Origin of the sequence: Bacillus sp. FJAT-29790, from assembly GCF_019039215.1 — a bacterium.
Classification (GTDB): Bacteria; Bacillota; Bacilli; order Bacillales; family Cytobacillaceae; genus Cytobacillus.
Genome location: NZ_JAHNZZ010000003.1, coordinates 1 through 17,282, shown reverse-complemented (window position 1 = coordinate 17,282; position 17,282 = coordinate 1). Strand labels below are relative to the sequence as shown.

The 17,282-nt window shown below is 32.5% G+C and carries 12 protein-coding genes and 1 tRNA gene; 3 read left to right on the top strand and 10 right to left on the bottom strand.

All coding sequences use genetic code 11. The features are described from left to right. Positions 1-141: 141 nt before the first annotated feature. The 6 genes from BGM26_RS16855 to BGM26_RS16830 all read right to left on the bottom strand — a co-directional run bounded on the left by BGM26_RS16855 (position 142) and on the right by BGM26_RS16830 (position 9,079). Positions 142-2,184 (bottom strand): serine/threonine protein kinase, encoded by a 2,043-nt coding sequence (locus tag BGM26_RS16855; protein WP_217041251.1) that lies wholly within the window; start codon positions 2,182-2,184, stop codon positions 142-144. 250 nt (positions 2,185-2,434) lie between these two features. Beyond that, positions 2,435-3,220, bottom strand: coding sequence for an HNH endonuclease family protein (locus BGM26_RS16850; protein WP_217041250.1), 786 nt, complete (start codon positions 3,218-3,220; stop codon positions 2,435-2,437). After that, positions 3,213-4,370, bottom strand: a complete 1,158-nt coding sequence (locus BGM26_RS16845) for an AAA family ATPase (RefSeq protein ID WP_217041249.1) — start codon at positions 4,368-4,370, stop codon at positions 3,213-3,215. Before BGM26_RS16845 ends, BGM26_RS16850 begins: the two co-directional genes overlap by 8 nt. Positions 4,371-4,735: 365 nt before the next feature. Beyond that, complete coding sequence (locus BGM26_RS16840; protein ID WP_217041246.1) at positions 4,736-7,942, bottom strand: DEAD/DEAH box helicase; 3,207 nt, start codon at positions 7,940-7,942, stop codon at positions 4,736-4,738. Then, positions 7,909-8,187 carry a hypothetical protein gene (locus BGM26_RS16835; RefSeq protein ID WP_217041245.1) on the bottom strand — a complete coding sequence of 93 codons (279 nt, stop codon included), beginning with the start codon at positions 8,185-8,187 and terminating at the stop codon, positions 7,909-7,911. The genes BGM26_RS16840 and BGM26_RS16835 overlap by 34 nt, the downstream gene beginning before the upstream one ends. After that, complete coding sequence (locus BGM26_RS16830) at positions 8,165-9,079, bottom strand: hypothetical protein (protein ID WP_217041244.1); 915 nt, start codon at positions 9,077-9,079, stop codon at positions 8,165-8,167. The genes BGM26_RS16835 and BGM26_RS16830 overlap by 23 nt, the downstream gene beginning before the upstream one ends. A 573-nt stretch (positions 9,080-9,652) precedes the next feature. On the opposite strand from BGM26_RS16830, the gene BGM26_RS16825 reads away from it, so the two are divergent. Then, positions 9,653-10,024: a helix-turn-helix domain-containing protein gene (locus BGM26_RS16825; RefSeq protein WP_217041243.1), complete on the top strand. Its 372-nt coding sequence runs from the start codon at positions 9,653-9,655 to the stop codon at positions 10,022-10,024. Between the two features lie 1,167 nt (positions 10,025-11,191). On the opposite strand, the gene BGM26_RS16820 is transcribed toward BGM26_RS16825, so the two are convergent. Then, a complete protein-coding gene (locus BGM26_RS16820) occupies positions 11,192-11,458 on the bottom strand; it encodes a hypothetical protein (protein ID WP_217041241.1) in 267 nt (88 codons plus the stop codon). 129 nt (positions 11,459-11,587) lie between these two features. Next, positions 11,588-12,247 carry a helix-turn-helix domain-containing protein gene (locus BGM26_RS16815; protein ID WP_217041239.1) on the bottom strand — a complete coding sequence of 220 codons (660 nt, stop codon included), beginning with the start codon at positions 12,245-12,247 and terminating at the stop codon, positions 11,588-11,590. A 609-nt stretch (positions 12,248-12,856) separates the two neighbouring features. On the opposite strand from BGM26_RS16815, the gene BGM26_RS16810 reads away from it, so the two are divergent. After that, the gene (locus tag BGM26_RS16810) at positions 12,857-13,972 is read left to right on the top strand and encodes a site-specific integrase (protein ID WP_217041238.1); all 1,116 of its coding nucleotides are present in this window, start codon (positions 12,857-12,859) and stop codon (positions 13,970-13,972) included. 107 nt (positions 13,973-14,079) lie between these two features. Here BGM26_RS16810 and BGM26_RS16805 read toward each other — a convergent pair. After that, a tRNA-Ala gene (locus BGM26_RS16805) sits at positions 14,080-14,152 on the bottom strand. 93 nt (positions 14,153-14,245) lie between these two features. Beyond that, positions 14,246-14,938 (bottom strand): MgtC/SapB family protein, encoded by a 693-nt coding sequence (locus BGM26_RS16800; RefSeq protein WP_217041236.1) that lies wholly within the window; start codon positions 14,936-14,938, stop codon positions 14,246-14,248. 317 nt (positions 14,939-15,255) lie between these two features. Here BGM26_RS16800 and BGM26_RS16795 point away from each other — a divergent pair, with 317 nt between their 5' ends. After that, the gene (locus BGM26_RS16795) at positions 15,256-16,167 is read left to right on the top strand and encodes a DMT family transporter (RefSeq protein ID WP_217041233.1); all 912 of its coding nucleotides are present in this window, start codon (positions 15,256-15,258) and stop codon (positions 16,165-16,167) included. The last annotated feature ends 1,115 nt before the right edge of the window (positions 16,168-17,282 follow it).

Below are 17,282 nucleotides of genomic sequence, written 5' to 3'. Positions count from 1 at the left end.
TAGGCTAAATCATTAGGGTTTAAAAAGATAGTAATGCAAATTAATTATTTCCTCGAAGGGAAGGACACTGAGATGAAAAAAATGCCTCCTTGGTCTAATTCCTTTTTTCTAACATTCATAACTACGTTGTTTTTATTATTTTTATTTAAATGGAGCAACTGATTTTAATGTTGCAGTAAATGCTTGTTGTTTTTCTTGTGCTAATTGATTTATTACTTCTTGCCATACATTAAAATGTTCATATGATATATACTTACTTTTAGTTGCCTTTTTTAATAATTTAGCTAACTCTTTTGCACTCTCCGCCTTGTTAAGAAACCATCTAATTCTTTCCTCCTGTTGCATCTCATTAAGAATACCAACCTGTTTTTGTTTATGCCATAAATAATGCCCTTTTGTCACCCTTGATGTAAACAAATAATTTACGTCCGTACTTCCTTGACAATAAGGGCAGTCACATCGTAATTCTTTCCCTATAGCAGGTTCGAATACATCTTTTAAAGCGGATTGATTATATGAAGTTAACAGTTGTGGAATATAGTATCTAGGTTTGACGTTAAATCCTTGAGCATCCTCAATTAAAATAGACTCTTTGAAATCCTCTATAAAACCAATTCCAGATGATATAGAAGTTGCCCCCAACCCCATTAATCCTAATCCAAAGTCATTAACTCTAGATAATACTATCGGTTTTGAAAGCTCAGCTAACATACTTATTATACGTCCGAAGGCATAGTAGTGAGCTCTGTTGAATGAATCAAGTTTAATATCGAACATTAGTATATAACCATCAGCTTGAGTTCTTGTAAATTTATTTACTAAACGTAATGCACTTAAATCATCAGTTAAACTCTCTATTTGGATGGAAATACCTGCATATACAGGACGGTTATCTTTAATTTCATTTAAATATTTTCTACATTCATGAAACACCTTAGTATCAATATCTACCCATGGATCATTTTCATTTGCATAAAAGTGGAACGGAGCAACTAATACACTTGGGTTTTGAGAAATTTGCCAATCTAATACTTCTTTGGCTCTCTTTTGAAAAGTGGCTAAATTACCAAAATCCTCCGGTTTTTCTTTATGGAATGTGGAAAGTACATATGGTAAATTAACTAGCGATTGTGTATTACTGAACTTTGAATAAGCAAGTCGGTAAACAATCGGATCAATAAGCGTAAATCGTCCACTTTCTCTAATTGAGTTATATACAGCACTGTATTTTGGAAAGAAGTTAGCTGGGAAAACAATTCCGTCTATTCCAAACATATTATTGTATTCTTCTACTAAGGATCTCTCATTGTGTAGTAATCTAGGAAGGAATCGTAAGGTTAAATCAGAGGATGTAACTTGAAGAGTCCGATCTTCAAGATTTCGAAATTCATTATAAAGTGAGTCAACAGTGAAGCTTCTTCGGTGGATTTGTTTTTCTAATAATGTGGATATTATGTTATCGAGTTTGTTGGACACAGCAGGGTTTATGCTACTAGCAAAAGGTGGGACTTCATTAAGTATTTTATACGGTGCTTCTACCAAACTATGGATTTCTAAAGCGATTTGCCCTGTAATCATATGAAAAAGGATTGCACCAAAACTATATAAATCAGATCTAAAATCAATATTTTTACTATCTAATAACTGTTCTGGAGCCATATATGCGTAAGTACCCATAGGTACACCCATTGCGGTTAGAGTACTTGCGTCTAATAGCTTGACCAATCCAAAATCAAGTATCCTAACATCACCTAATCTAGTAATAAATATATTATCTGGTTTTAAATCTCTGTGAAATAAATCATTATCATGAATTGCTTTAAGTCCTTCTAAAATTTGAATACCGATTCTTTGGGTTTGTGCAATGGTTAACCTTTTGTTTTTTTCTATAAAATTGCTTAATGGTTCGCCAGCCGTGTACTCCATCACCAGAAATCTGAACTTATTAAAACCTTCTGTATGAAAACCATCATCAACGTATTTTACAACATTTGGATGATTAACCTTTTTTATTGCATCTATTTCTCTTTCAATTCTTTTAATATCATTTTTTGAACGTATCATTTCATTTTTAAATAGTTTTAATGCAAAATCTTTTTCATCTTTTCTAACCAAAAAAGTATTACCAAATGTACCCTGTCCTAGTGGTTCAATGATTTCATATTTACCTATTGACATAGTCATTGGCCTTTGTACCCCCTAAAAGATAATTAATAATGCCATTATAACATATTATCCCATGGTAAAATTAAACATACACTTGTAATGAAAATAGCCAATCTAATTTTTCTTTCCATTATAAATATAGGGTAAAAATTAAACCGCCCATAATTGATGTTATGAGCGGCTTTATAGGAATAAGCTATTTATAGAAATATAACTTTTTACATTTTAGTAAAATATATTTAATCTCAAATCTGTTAAACATTTAATATTAGGTTACACTCTCCATGAATTGCTTAGCTGAATTATTATCAAAATCCAGTGCATTTCCTTCCAATTGTTGTAATAGGTTCTCTAAATCAGCATTCCAAAGACCCTCTATTTTTATTATATGAATTATTCTAAAGAATTTCACATTCTTTATTAGTTCTGTTGCAACTGTTCCAGAGTATTCAGAGTCTGGCAATCCCTCGCACATTAAATTTTCTAAAGTACCTAATATTTTATTTTTATTCTGAATTGTCTTTCGTGTTCCATCGTTATATTCTACTGCTTTTTCAAATAACTCATCAATTTGCGTTAATAAAGCATCTGTAATTTCAAATCTAGGTAATACTAATCTTTTTGGATCGTTTAACATTAATTGATCAATTGTATTCTTACCAGCCAATGTCTTTGGATAAAATCTATATGTAGAAATGCTAAGATGTTCTTTGGGATTCATCTTTGCAGGATTAATAAAAGGATTGATAACAGTATTATATGTAGACTTATGGCCATTACACCTTTTGCAACTTGGTAAAAGATTCTCCCATTCAACTACCAAATGTGGGTTACTATTCTTATCGTGGAAATGTTCAACTTCCATGTATTTTGACTCTCTATCTATTTTACATTCACAGTAGCAACACTTATTATATGAACTTTCTAAAAGAGCTTTTTCAATAAATTGCTTTTTCCAAACTGATTTTCCTGTTTTAATAAACTCTTCTGTTAATATTCTTTTTAAATCAGCTGTTAGTTCTACAGGACATTCTTTTTTATTAATTTTAATCATTATTAATTCTCTCCAAAGATGCCATCTGTATTTTCAATACTTTTCTTAAGTGATTTTCTGGATGAAGCATTTTATCAATTTGATTATATAAAATCTTAGCATTCCTACTATCAAAACTTGACAAGGATTTATCGAATGCATTTAATGTCTCATGGTAAACTTCAGTATGGGTGTCTCTTAATCCCATTACATCTATCAAAATTTCTTCAACAGACCATCCTTGGAACCCATACTCATTAGATGCTACATTCCTAATTGATACTTGCCCTTTATTTGTATATCCAAGAGGGATAATTTCATTCGGATTAGCAACTTGAATTATATGAGGACTATGTGTAGTTGCTATTATTTGTGCGTTAGGAACTAACCATCTTAATATGTCAATTAGTTTTGCCTGCCATTCTGGATGTAAATGTAAATCTAATTCGTCTATTAGTATCACTCCTTCATAAGAGTGAATATCATTAATTGAGCTCGTAACTTCTGTCTGTTTAATTACTCCTAGCAATATAGTTAGACACGATCTATATCCTGAAGACAAATATTCTAACGGAATCTCTCCATGAGTGGATTCCACATATATGTCGGCAAATGTAGGCACAGATCTAAATCTGTTGTTTTTAGTTGAATCATTTTCTTTTCTCACTACTACTTTGCTAAAATATATATTTGGATCTAACATTGTAAAACATTTTTGAGCAATTTTAAGATTATAATATTGTTTTTCTGTTAATCTACTCTCAGCATAATAATTTTTATAAAACCAGCTCTGTATATAGTCAAACTGATTACCGTAATATATTTTATTGTGACTGGTCCTATTGATAGAAAAGTTTATAATTTCTTTAGATCTTATAGTATTATCAAATCTTTTTTTGTTTGTATTTTCCACAAATTTATCAACAATAAATTCTTCAAAATGGGAGTAATTGCCTTTTTCTACTGTAATATTCCAAAATCCATAATTATGCTTTACATTTGTTCTCACATTTTTTGAATGTCTGTTAAAGGAACTTGCAATGCAATCTAGTATCGTTGTTTTCCCTACACCATTAGCACCACTAATAAAATTAAAGCCTGAATTAAAACTAAGATACAACTCATCAACACCATTTATTCCCCGAATATATAGTTGTTTTATTTTTAACATTGATGGTATTTTCCCCTCTTTCTTAAAATAAGTAATTCATTTTCAACCTATCAATTTGAATTAGCTAATTATTATCTATTTGGTGCCAACATTACCAAAATACCCCAAAGGGAATAATAACAAATATTCCGTTTTTTGTTTGTTATTTTTAAATTTTTTTGCTTCGGAAAATCTACAGCTCATAATAGATATTCTACAAGGTTAATATTTGACCGTAAAAAACGCTCATAATCAGTGTTATAAGCGGTTTTAAGATAGGGAAAGCTTAAGTTATTTATTATTCAATATTTCTTAACAACTACTCTCGGTTGATTTAATTCTTACATGATAAGGTAATAATTCTTATTATTAGTCCGTATAAAAAACTATTTCACTTTCTTCATAATAACTTTAATTCGATTCCATGCTGTTGATTTCTTTCCAAAAGGGATAACATTTAATACTTTAATGTTGTAAACAGTATCATTCAATTCAATATCCGTTGCAATTATTTTCGCAACATCTCTAGGTACATACCCAACCTGTTTATCATTATTGTAAATAGCAATAGCAAACGGATCATATTCATTAGTTATTTCTCTTTTATATTTTAAATTCTGGTATTTAATAATGTCTTTTGATGTTAATTTTCTAGACTCATCAAAGCGAATTCCCCTTACTTCAAAGACAAATGTACTATTATTACCTCTGTTGTAATATTTTTTCAAATTAAATTTTAAACCTATTTGAATAATCTCCCCAATTTCCTGAGAATTGAATTCTTTTCTCTCTAAGCTTTCTTTTGTTGAATTAATTAGTGCTAAAATAAACCCTCTCATTGTCTGTGATGAGAATGATTCAGATAACTTTGTTGCTAGCCCTCTATCCCTGATTCCAAGCGCCATCGCCATACAAGCATTTTGAGAACTTACCCCGTATCTTAAAAACATAGATAGGCTTTTAATATTTTTAGGAATATTGTCCCAGTCCATTTCTAACCTATAAGATATTAATGTGATAAAAGCACTTATACCCCATGGGTATCTAAAATATAAACATTCTTGTATAAATAATTCCATTCTATTAGAACCTGGACGATATTTACTATCTGCGTCAACCCAATGCTGTTTTAAGTCACTTATTTTACATCCATTGATCCATGCTTCTATAAACTTAAAGCTTTTTTCAAATGATAAATTTTTAAACTTCATAGTATGGTTTGAATTCATTTCTCTTAAATAATGGTCATCTAAAAAGGAAAAGATTAATTTAATAAGCTGTAAATAATCATCTTTTTCTACAATCACTTTTAAATTATCAATATTCTCCTGTATGTACTCCAAGATGATTTCATTACTTGCTAAAGATAACCCAGTTTTTGAAAATGCCACTATTTCATTCTTTGTTTTTCTACTATTTATGTTACTTGCTATATTCTTGAATTCTGTTGCAAGGGCTTTTACATCTTCTGAATTTCTCTGGAACTTAAATAAACTATTGTCACTCACTAAATTAATTATTTCATCCAAACCTTTTTCTTCAAATAACTCCTCAGCTAGTATATTAATTAAATGCGACTCGGATCCAATTTCTAAAAGACCCGAATATTCCTGAGTTATTCTATTTGAAACAAGTTTCTCAATTAGAACAGTAAAATAACTTTTTATATCCTCTAAGTTTTCCTTCTTAATATATTTTTCAAATATTTCGTTATCCTTATCACCATTTGAAAGAAAGATAACCTGTCCTTCGGTTTCTAACCCTGCTCTGCCTGTTCTACCAATAATGTTCCAAAAATCTCTGACAGAAATAGCTTTAAAATCTTTTTTTGTATGATTCATCACTAAAGAATGTATTATTAAGTTTTTTATTGGGAAATTTATTCCTTGACCAATTGTATTTGTAGATACTAGTACTCTTAAAACACCACTACGATAGTCCTCTTCAACAGCTCTTTTTACTGGTTCAAACATAATCCCATTGTGGATTCCTATGCCTCTCTTTAGGCATTTAGTTATGATAGAATCATCCCCATACCATCTGAGCGCCAATTTATATGAACTACTTTTTTCATTTAATGTGAAATAAGATATTATTGATTGATTTTTACTATCCAAATACTCTATATATTCAAATAAGCTAGAAGCAACTGAGTAAGACCAATCTGGTCTTGAACAAAATATTAGTGTACTACCGCTATTTGATAAATTATAAGAGATTATAGCTGCAGTCTGAGATTTGTTATAACCCCCATTAGTCATCTTAGGAAATTTTCTACTTCCAATCTTATGAACATAAAGGATATTTTTGGTATTTTTTCCATTAACATTAAAAGGTAGATTAATATACTCCAACTTTCCTATTTCGTTTTCCCAGTAAAACTTACTTATAAATCTTCGAGTAGGCTCCCAAGAGACACCATCAATAATAGGAGAACTAATAACATTATCACTTTTGCCACTAAGCCACCTAGATAGCTCTGATATACTATGTTCGGACAGTACTGCTGAAATGAACAGCGTATTTAAATAAGGAAATTTCATCTTTAATTTAATCAATATAAACTCTAGCAGTGCAGAACGTTCAGAAAAGTCACCAATCATATGGCCCTCGTCTATAACGACTAAGGATAGTTCGTCAAAAAACTCTGGCCTTACCCTAAATAGAATATCTAATTTCTCAGGAGTAGCTAATAATACGTCTGCTTCGTCCATAATAACTACTTGTAAGTCATCCAGTTCATAACTACCATTTAAAGATGTGACAGAATAACCTAGCAACGAAAATGTTTTTGATAATTCCTGTTCTTTTTCATTTGCAAGTGCCCTGTAAGGAGCAACATATATACACTTTTTATTAGGATATTTTACAAGTGCATTTAATATGGCTAACTCTGCTATCAATGTTTTCCCTGCACTAGTCGGCATTTGAATTACATAATTTTGATTATTTGATAGATACCCAGAATCTATTGCTTCAATTTGAGACATCCAAAATTCAAATAATGAGATTCTATTTTTAGAACTTTGTACTTCGTTATCTTTAAAAGGGTTAGTAGTTAATAGTTTAAGATAACTTCTCCATTGTGGCTTACTGACATCGATCTCTTGTTCAAGCTTTTTCCATATAGATCTTTTATTAAATGCTGTTAATCTATGCATTAAAAGGAAAAGCAAATGGGAAATATGAGTATTACCTTGTTGTAAAAAATAATTATAAGTCTCATTCATGATAGGTAGGAATTCATTATCTATACCGTATAGAGCTGCATTATAAAATGTATGCATTGCATTATTATATAACCTTTTACCATCAGTCTCATTTTGTGTATCAAATTTTACTTCTTCGTAAGCATAGAATAATTTTTTATTTAAAAGTTTTGTAATGTTTCCCAAAATATAATTGTCTGTAAGGATAACATCACTATGCATATTATTTGTATCTAATAATTTATAGTCTGGAATCTCTCTTATTAAACATAAAGCATTTGCCTGGTATCCTGCTATATCATAACAAAGAGCCGCTAGAATCCCACAATATTCTTTATCAAGCTCTTTTGTTAATCTATAAAAATTTTCATAGATTCTGCACACTCCCTTATTGCCCTATTTGCAAGAGTGTTTTTAGAATCATAATTTAGCAACATTATTGCGTTAGTTGACAAGAATAAAGACTTTCTCCATAACCTAGTCTCATCAAATTCCATAATAATATTTGTTCCTAATCGATTGTTAATTAACTTCTCTTTATCTTTTAAGAATGAGCTCCCTGACTCACTCTCACTTAATAAATCTTTAATATCTTCCTCGATCTTTTTATAGAATTCTATTTTCTTCAACTTCGAACACCTTCTTTACAGCTATTTCAATAGCACGTTCGTAACTTTTTTCAAAAAGATCTTTAAGATTGTCTATTAGTATTATCTTCACTTCAAGAGGATTTAATTGAATTGGCAAATCATGTAACTCCTTTAATATATCCTCGTTGTACAAAGATTTTTCTACAATAATAATTATTTCAAAGGATCTATTATATTTCTCAGGATGCTTCACAATATCACAATATTTTGCAGCGGCTGCATAGTACTCTTGAGCCACTATATCAACTCCATGTTTTTCAAATTCCACAGCCAAGTTATAAGAATATCTAAACAGGAAGTCTGCTATTGATTCTGTATTAGGAGAGAGTTCATCTTTAAGTAGACTCTGATGAGCAACAACTCCAACATAATGACTTTTATCTTCGTCTTTTATTTTTACTTTTTCCTTTTTCATAGTTACACGTGACTTTATTTCATAGTATCTTAAATCAGTTATTGTATTACCAATGTTATGGGAGATCATATCTGTACAAAAAACAGATCTATTATTATTAAATTTCCATCTTACTTTGTAAATAGGAATATCAAAGTTATCAAATTTTCTTACCACTTCCATAGCTATTGTTTCTCCAAAATCACCTTGCCTTACATTTTTCCTTATGTTTTGTTCCCTAGTTGGTTCCTCTATATTTGAAAATGCATAGTTTTTAAGATATCTAATTAAACTTTCTTTGGGCTCATCCTTATAGGAATCTTTAAGTAGATTTATATCTCTAAAAGCCTCCAATAAACTACTTCCAATGTAATCCATTAATTCATCGCTAATCTTTGTAGCTTCTATAAATTCAACCTTTGAAAAACTATAAGTTTTAAAATCTTCACTATTTTTCTTTAGCCATTTTTTTAACATGAAAGCAGTCCCCTAATATTTTTAAAAATATATAAGCCTTTTTACATACACCTACTTCATCTTACCATTTATGGAATATTATTATATACTCAAGTTTCTTTTAGTTGAGCTTATTTTATACCTCACCCTAAAAAATAAACACCACTTTAATGCTGTTGAAAGATTTCCTTAGGAGGATTAATTTGCAAGTTCGTATCATCCGTCGTAATGGATTTGAACAAAAAAGCACTCACGGCTAATAATAAACATTATTCGAATGTACTATAATTGCTTAATTAGGCCTAGATAAATAAGAAAGATAAATAGCCCATAATAGATATTATGAGCAATTAATTCACATATAAATTCAAGATAACCAATTATTGACAGTTGCTTTCTGATGATATAAACTAAAAATGCTGGGGGGCAGGGAGGTTACTTTTTTAGTAACCACCTAAGAATGGCTTATCCTTTTTGGGTAAGCCATTCTTTTATTTCCACAATTCCTATAGTTTAATTGTGCACCAGGGAGCCAATTGATGCTGTTTGTCGCATTATAGGGTTACTCTGCACCACACATCACCCTAAAACAGTTTGAGTGAATGGGAAGCTAAGGATTTTTATGTTCAAAGAAATGCTTTTTCCATTCAAATCAGGAAGCTATTCCGATGCATCACATCTAAAATGGGAAGCAAGGGCAAGCAACATAATGCTTCCTTACATAACACATACATCGGTCAATTGGAGCGTGGGGAAAAAAATGCAACAATTGAGAGCCTGTTAAAAATTACTAATGCACTAGGAATTACATTAGAAGAATTATTCAGCAATACTCAAACTGGTCCAAAAACAAATAGTTTGGAAATCACTCAAATTATCACTTTACTCGAAGATAGATCAAGTATAGATCAACGTACGATTCTAGGGTTACTCGAACTACTTATCGATTGGAAGGGCAATGATTGATTAATCATGATTTATCTATACTATAAAGGCTGTGTCGACTCACATTTGGGGTAAACACAGCTTCTATCCCTCTGTATTTTAATAATAAATTTGGTAAAAATAGGCGGCTGAAGAATTCGCTCCTTTCGTAAAGAACGTGGTTTAAGCCAAGAAGAATTAGCTTATTGTGCTTAATTGCACAACACCTATATTTGAAATGTATGCTAGAATTGAAATCCTTGCTAAAGTTTGTGCAGCAGTAGATGTTACACGAGCTGAACACTTTGGCGGTTATTGAATCTTTAATCGCATGGATGGATATCGAATAATTGTTACCAGGAGGGGCCGCTCTTGTTGCGTGTTGGTGCGTTACCAAAGACTAGAACGCACCACACCTCTAAGATTACATGCGGCAGGGAGAACGACGCTAGGGTATTTACAATAAAAATCTATAGTATTTGACGCATAGCATACGATAGTTATGTATGGACAGTAAGTACATTTATTGTATAAAACGAACTACAGCTTTTTCATATCAACTCACAATATTAAAATCTCTCGCATTTTCCCAAAACTTCTATGAAAATATCTAATACCTTCTAAATTACCCGAGTGTCAATCACATAGCACCGAGTAGATTTCCCACCCACATTTCTCGGTTCAGACGCATGTAAAAAAAAACCGCCTTGTAGATGATTTTCTAACTGCTTATCCGAGATACGTTCGTCTGCGTAATCATGTAATTTGCGATTCCCAGGAAACTACACGTCCTTCACCAATGAAAGATTCTTTTGTGATACATTATTAGGCACTAACACACCAGAGGAATACTTGTTGCCATTTGTTGCATTGGTATGCTATATCCGTTTCACGTATCACTATAGGAGTAGCGGTAAGGAAGTGAACCTAAGACAAACAACAAATCTAAACAATCTAAACACATTATGTTCTATGAGAAAGTATTTCTTTAGGTTTTCTCCTCTCCATGCCCTCCATTTTGTAAAAATGGAGAGAGACTTATAGAAAAGAACTTATAATATCCTTTTATTATTATACTTATATTATTTGTAGCTATCACGTTATACATAGCTAGTCAGAATATTAGCTACCGCATAGTTAATTTAAGAACCCCCCTTAGACAGAATAGTATCCAAGGGGGGCTACAAAAAAAACCTGCAATATGAACTTTTAAATATTACTTAATTCATACTGCTTCAATTCTAGGTAATAACCACGGATAAAGGTTTTCAGCCAATGAGAAGGAAATTTCTCCTTTATCATATCAATACGACTGTCTAGGTCTGTCGTCTCCATAAATGCATTGAATTCTTTACCTAAATGCGCGGATGGACAAGACATTATAATCTCTTCAATTAAGATTTTATACATTTCCCTTTCATCCAATGTGTCCAGATGATCACTGACCTCGGCATAATAGTTGCGAAGCACCTCCATTTTAGCATCACTTATTCCGGTAGCTCTAACTTCAAAAGGCTGTTCAAAATACGGGCTTTTCAAGTCTTCATGAATAGGATGATCATTTTTATAATTGATAGCAATATCAGGGTGATGTTTTTCAAAATATTAATCAACCAAATGAAAGGTATCGATTTGAATTGATATATTTGAGCGCAATGAAATATTATACATCAAGATATCCCCAAATAACCAATACATATCTAATCTGTCTCTGAGGTTAATATCTTTGAATAACCAATCAATGCATATACCATAAGGATCATCTGCATCTCCTATACTTTTGGTCTTTTCAACTATTTGTAGAACAGTTGAATAGATATCCTCATACGAGATTTCACCTCGATGAGCATCTAATATTTCTTCTACAAAAAAATGAGTAAATTCACTCATAATAATGTATGGATTTGAATATAGGTCACTAAGTCTATAATGATTAGTTCCTAGATCGCCCCCTCCTTTAGACCAATGAATAAAACCTTTTTCTTTAAGAGATTTTAATCCATTCTTTATTGATGCGGTACTTTTTTTACCCAGCTTAAAAGCTAGACGTTTATGGCTTGGAAAAGCATAATTGTTTACTCCCATATAAGATATCACTTCAAGTAATAATATTTTTTCAATATCATTTAATCTGTAGCATCTTAATATCTTTTGTGGGGCAATAACATATCCTCTATTTGCCACCATTCTTATACTTCCATTACCTGTAGCAAAAGTTGCAAGTTGGTATGGAATACCTGAGCTTTCATTTTTTTCTTTAGACATTATTTATCTCCCCATCAATGTAAGTTTGTGTTACTCCTCTATATACGTAACAATCAATTGTTAGTTAAACAAAAATCCGCACCACTTTTCACGGAAAATTTCCCGTAGGTATCATCTAGCACCCGCACAATGCCGCTTCAATAGTTGAATTCGTAGGCACCGGGGGGGGAATAAAAAAAATTTAGGAAACCATGGATTTTTATTTCTTGCTTATTGACTATTATGAAAACCCATAACATCCAATGTAGATAAATATTTTCAAATATTATCTGACATAAAATGCGTGTTCTAAAGTTTAGAGCAGCTTTGCTTATAGCAATAAAACATTATTTGAAAAAGATATTAATGTATGATACCGATTTTCTCAGTTAATGCTAGTTTCATATATTGTTATATTTTGAGCCGTTTTTTTACCATTCTCGGCTCACAAGATTTTACAAAAAGCCTTACTTAACTCCCTATCTTTAAATGCGTATATAGCGGATATACCAACTAAAAATGAAAAGGGGATTAAGTAAATGATTGTTATTTTGAGCTATTTTTGCTACATTTTTGATATAGAAGCTTGTTATACCTTTAGAGGACATCTTTCTAAGGAGGATGTTACCTATGGGTTATGTAAAAAAAGGTAATGCATCATGGTATTATGTTGCAGAAGTAGGAATAAATCCTGTGACAGGGAACCGTAAGAGGAAGAAAAAGAGCGGTTTTAAAACAAAGCGGGAAGCTGAATTAGCACTTGCACAAATTGAAACGGAAGTATCCCATGGAAGTTATGTTGAACCATCGAATATGTTGTATAAAGACTATCTATTAGAATGGTTTAAAGGTAAACGGAATAGTATAGGGGAGCAAACTGTAGTAGTGTATGAGAATATCCTGAACAGCAGAATCATCCCTTCACTTGGGCATTTTTCGCTTTCAAAAATCAACGCTATGTATATACAAAAGTATATTAATAGCCTTAAAGAGGAAGGATTAGCAAGTGCAACAGTGAAAAAGATATTCGAGGTTATTCGTAACTCACTTGCACATGCTAAAGACTTGGATATTATCCCTAAGAATGTAGCTGAAAAGATAAAACTTCCAAAAGACCCGAAAAAAGAAATGGAAGTTTGGGGTGAAGAGGAAATAAAGAAGTTTTTTGAAGTGGCTAAGAATAATCGTTACTTCATGGCTTTTTATTTAGCTATTTCAACAGGGATGAGGCAAGGAGAAATTTTAGGAGTATGTTGGAAAGATATTGATTTTATTGATCAGTCCTTATGTATCAAGCAGACTCTTAAACATGATGGAAAAGGGTTTTTAGTGGGCGGAAAAACGAAGTCTAGTAACCGAACTGTAGCACTAACTTCTGAAACAATTGTCTTACTTAAAAGGCATAGAGCTATGATAGCGAAGGAGAAGTTATCAAAGGGTGGGGGCTATGAGGATCATGATTTGGTAGTATGCACGGAGCATGGGACACCATTAAACCCAGCTAACCTAAGAAGAACCTTTCGCCGCTTAATATCACAAGCAAATATTCCTGAAATAAAATTCCATGCCTTAAGACATACGCATGCAACACTGCTTTTGTCTAAGGGGGTGAACGTAAAGGTTATTTCCGAGCGGCTTGGTCATAGCAATATAAAGGTTACTCTCGATGTATATTCCCATGTATTGCCTACCATGCAGGAGGAGGCAGTAAAGCAGATTGATAACTTACTGTCATCCGCAAAATAACTTTTCGGCACTAAAATGGCACCAATGAGGATTAATAGCTTCATTTCCATGTGAAGATAAAAATAAAAAAACCCCTAGAACCTATGTGGCTCTAAGGGTTCCAAGTATGGAGAATAGGGGGCTCGAACCCCTGACCTCTACGCTGCCAGCGTAGCGCTCTCCCAGCTGAGCTAATTCCCCAGTTAATGGGTACAAGAAATATTATATACACAACCGGGAGTTTATTCAAGAGTAAATTAGAAAAAAGCTAAAAAATTAAAAATTGTGGGTGAGCTATTGGCTTTCAATTTCAACGCTTTTAATGCCTTTCAATTTGGAAACGCTGTAATAGACGTCAGTGATACTTTTTTTATTATCGACAGATACGATTAATTGAATGAGATGTTGTCCGTCTTCTAAGTCCTTAATACGGACACGCCGGATTGAAATATTTAATTCTTTGATGGCTGAGATGATGTCAGCTATATTTTCTTTATTATTTACTTTAAGCTGCAAGTTAACTTCTTTCTCTCTCAGCTGTTTTGGTCCAATTACCCCCATTAAAAATGGAACGACTTCGACACTAATAATTAACAATGCTACGCCCGCCATTGCTTCGATATAGAAGCCGGCCCCAACTGCAATTCCGATTCCCGCAGCTCCCCAAATTAAAGCGGCAGTAGTAAGACCTGAAATACTGTCATTACCCCTTCTTAAAATAACACCTGCACCTAAAAATCCTATCCCTGAAACGATCTGTGCTGCTAAACGCAGGGGATCCATCGTTATATTAATATCTTCTTTCCCTGGAAACGTGTATGCAGACTCGATCGATACGATCGTTAATAGACAGCTGACAATTGAGATAACAAGGCTAGTCTTTAATCCTACAGGCTTTCTTTTCAGCTCACGTTCGATGCCGATAACGAGGCCGAGTACGGCGGAAATTCCAAGTTTCATTATTATTTCCATTTCTAAATTATTCATTTCATCTCCCACTTATCATGTTATTGTTTTGGAGAAAAGAAGTTGGTTCAATCCGAAGGTAAGATTGGAAAAATAGATTTGAAAAAAGAACTGTTCTTAGTCTCTTTATCTGCATAAAAATAGTTTCTGTTATTTTAACATAACAATGCTTTATGTTACTTATTGACGTTGAGACTTATTTATATATTTGTTTACCTGAAATATTCGGCAAGATCTAATTTTAAGAAAACTATTTAAGAATAGAAAAAAGAGCTACTTTCGTAGTAAAATGGTGTGTACACTTAAATATCGTATTACGAAACAAGGAGAATGCATACATGTCAGACACAAAAATAAATCCTTATGCAGCACTTGCCATTGGCGTCATTTCGGTGTCAACGTCAGCTATACTTGTAAAGGTATCAACTGCTCCATCTGGAGTTATTGCTTTTTATCGGTTGTTTTTTTCCGTCTTATTCATGTTGCCTGTATTTCTAATAAAGTATGTTCCAGAGCTCCGTTCTATTACAAAGCGGGACTGGATCTTCTCTATTGTTGCTGGGGTTTTCCTCGCATTTCACTTTATTCTCTGGTTTGAATCTTTAAATTACACATCTGTAGCAAGTTCTACTGTTCTGGTAACTCTTCAGCCGTTGTTTGCCTTTCTAGGAACCTATTTTTTCTTCAAAGAAAAATTCTCATGGAAAGCAATTCTAAGCGGGTTGATAGCCATTTTCGGAAGTGTGATTATCAGCTGGGGAGATTTTCAGATTAGCGGCTCTGCTTTATTTGGAGATATTTTGGCCTTAATTGCTTGTGCGTTAATTACAGCGTATCTAATGTTTGGGCAAACAGTCAGAAAAAGATTATCACTAGTTACCTACACATTTGTTGTATATAGCATCAGCACAATCACACTATTTATATATGTACTTATTATGCAGGAACCGTTAATTCCTTATGGAACGAGTGATTGGGTTTATTTTATCCTTCTTGCCCTTGTTCCAACATTACTGGGCCACACTTTATTTAATTGGTCGATAAAATGGCTTAGCACCTCCACCATTTCAATGGCGATTCTATTTGAGCCGATCGGTGCAGCTCTTTTAGCGTATTTTCTTTTACAAGAGTATGTAGTCTGGACTCAGTTGCTTGGGGGAGTTGTTGTAATTGGTGGTGTGTCTCTATTCTTACTTGATGAACGAAGAGTTCGAATGAAGGAATTGAAGAACAAAACAATTTCACAATAGATGGAGGCAATGTGAAGAATTTGCTGTGAAAAATGAAAGAGATTCGTGAGATATTATTGAAATTAAGTAAGCTTAAAAAAGAAATCCTCCTGCGAACTTAAAATGTACCCTTTGTAAAGGACATTTTAAACTATACAGGGGGATTTCTTTTTTAAATAAAAACATAAGTAAAACCCGAGAAAAGAAATGCGGCAGTAACTGAAAGGATAAATGTACCTCCATGTACCTTTCCTTCTGAATTCGCTATTCTTAGTCCTTCAACATACGAATAAGCGAATAATAATATTGCCGTGATTAATGATATATATAACGCAAAATTCTCTAGCATATAAACACCTTCCATTTAAGTTCGAGTTAATAGATTTTTATGAAGTAAAAATAAATACTATGCTAAATAAACTGCGTAATTCAGAAACAGAATGTTATTAACTAACCTAAAAGTTTTTATTGTGGATAAAACGAATGAAAATATCAACAACCCTGTGTAAAACTCTGACGAATTATGTCGTTTAAATGAAATTACTGTGGATAAACATGTGGATATGTGGAGTATTTTTGAAGGGATTCGATGTTTCATATAATGGGCTTATATTATAGAAGGTTCTAGTCTTCGAATGGTATTCCGTTCTTCGAGCAGGCTGGTGAATTTATTCACCGCAATACTCAAGAAAAGTTGATGATGGTAGATTCTATTCGAGAAATGAAGGTCGCCCCGCCTATAAGCAACAAGTTTAAAACGAGCCAGAGGAAGGTTTGTCCTAACAGGTTGGTTATGTCCCAAACTTCTAGCTCATGGATGACTAAGACACGACTTAACGAATGTCTGAGTTAAAGGTTCGCTTATTTAATCAAAGGATCTTTTTATATTTAAAATAAAATAAACTTATTTTGCAAAATTATATTGCAAACACTTTTAGAACATGATATATTAAATCTCGTCCTCACCGAATAACTTAAATCATGAAAAAAGTTTTTCGAAAAAGTTATTGACTAAGATTGAGGATATGTGGTAAATTAATAAAGTCGCTTCGGGGCGACACGGATTAATTGGATGTCTTGCTCTTTGAAAACTGAACGAACAAAAACGTCAACGTTTAAATTTTTATTTTCGAGCT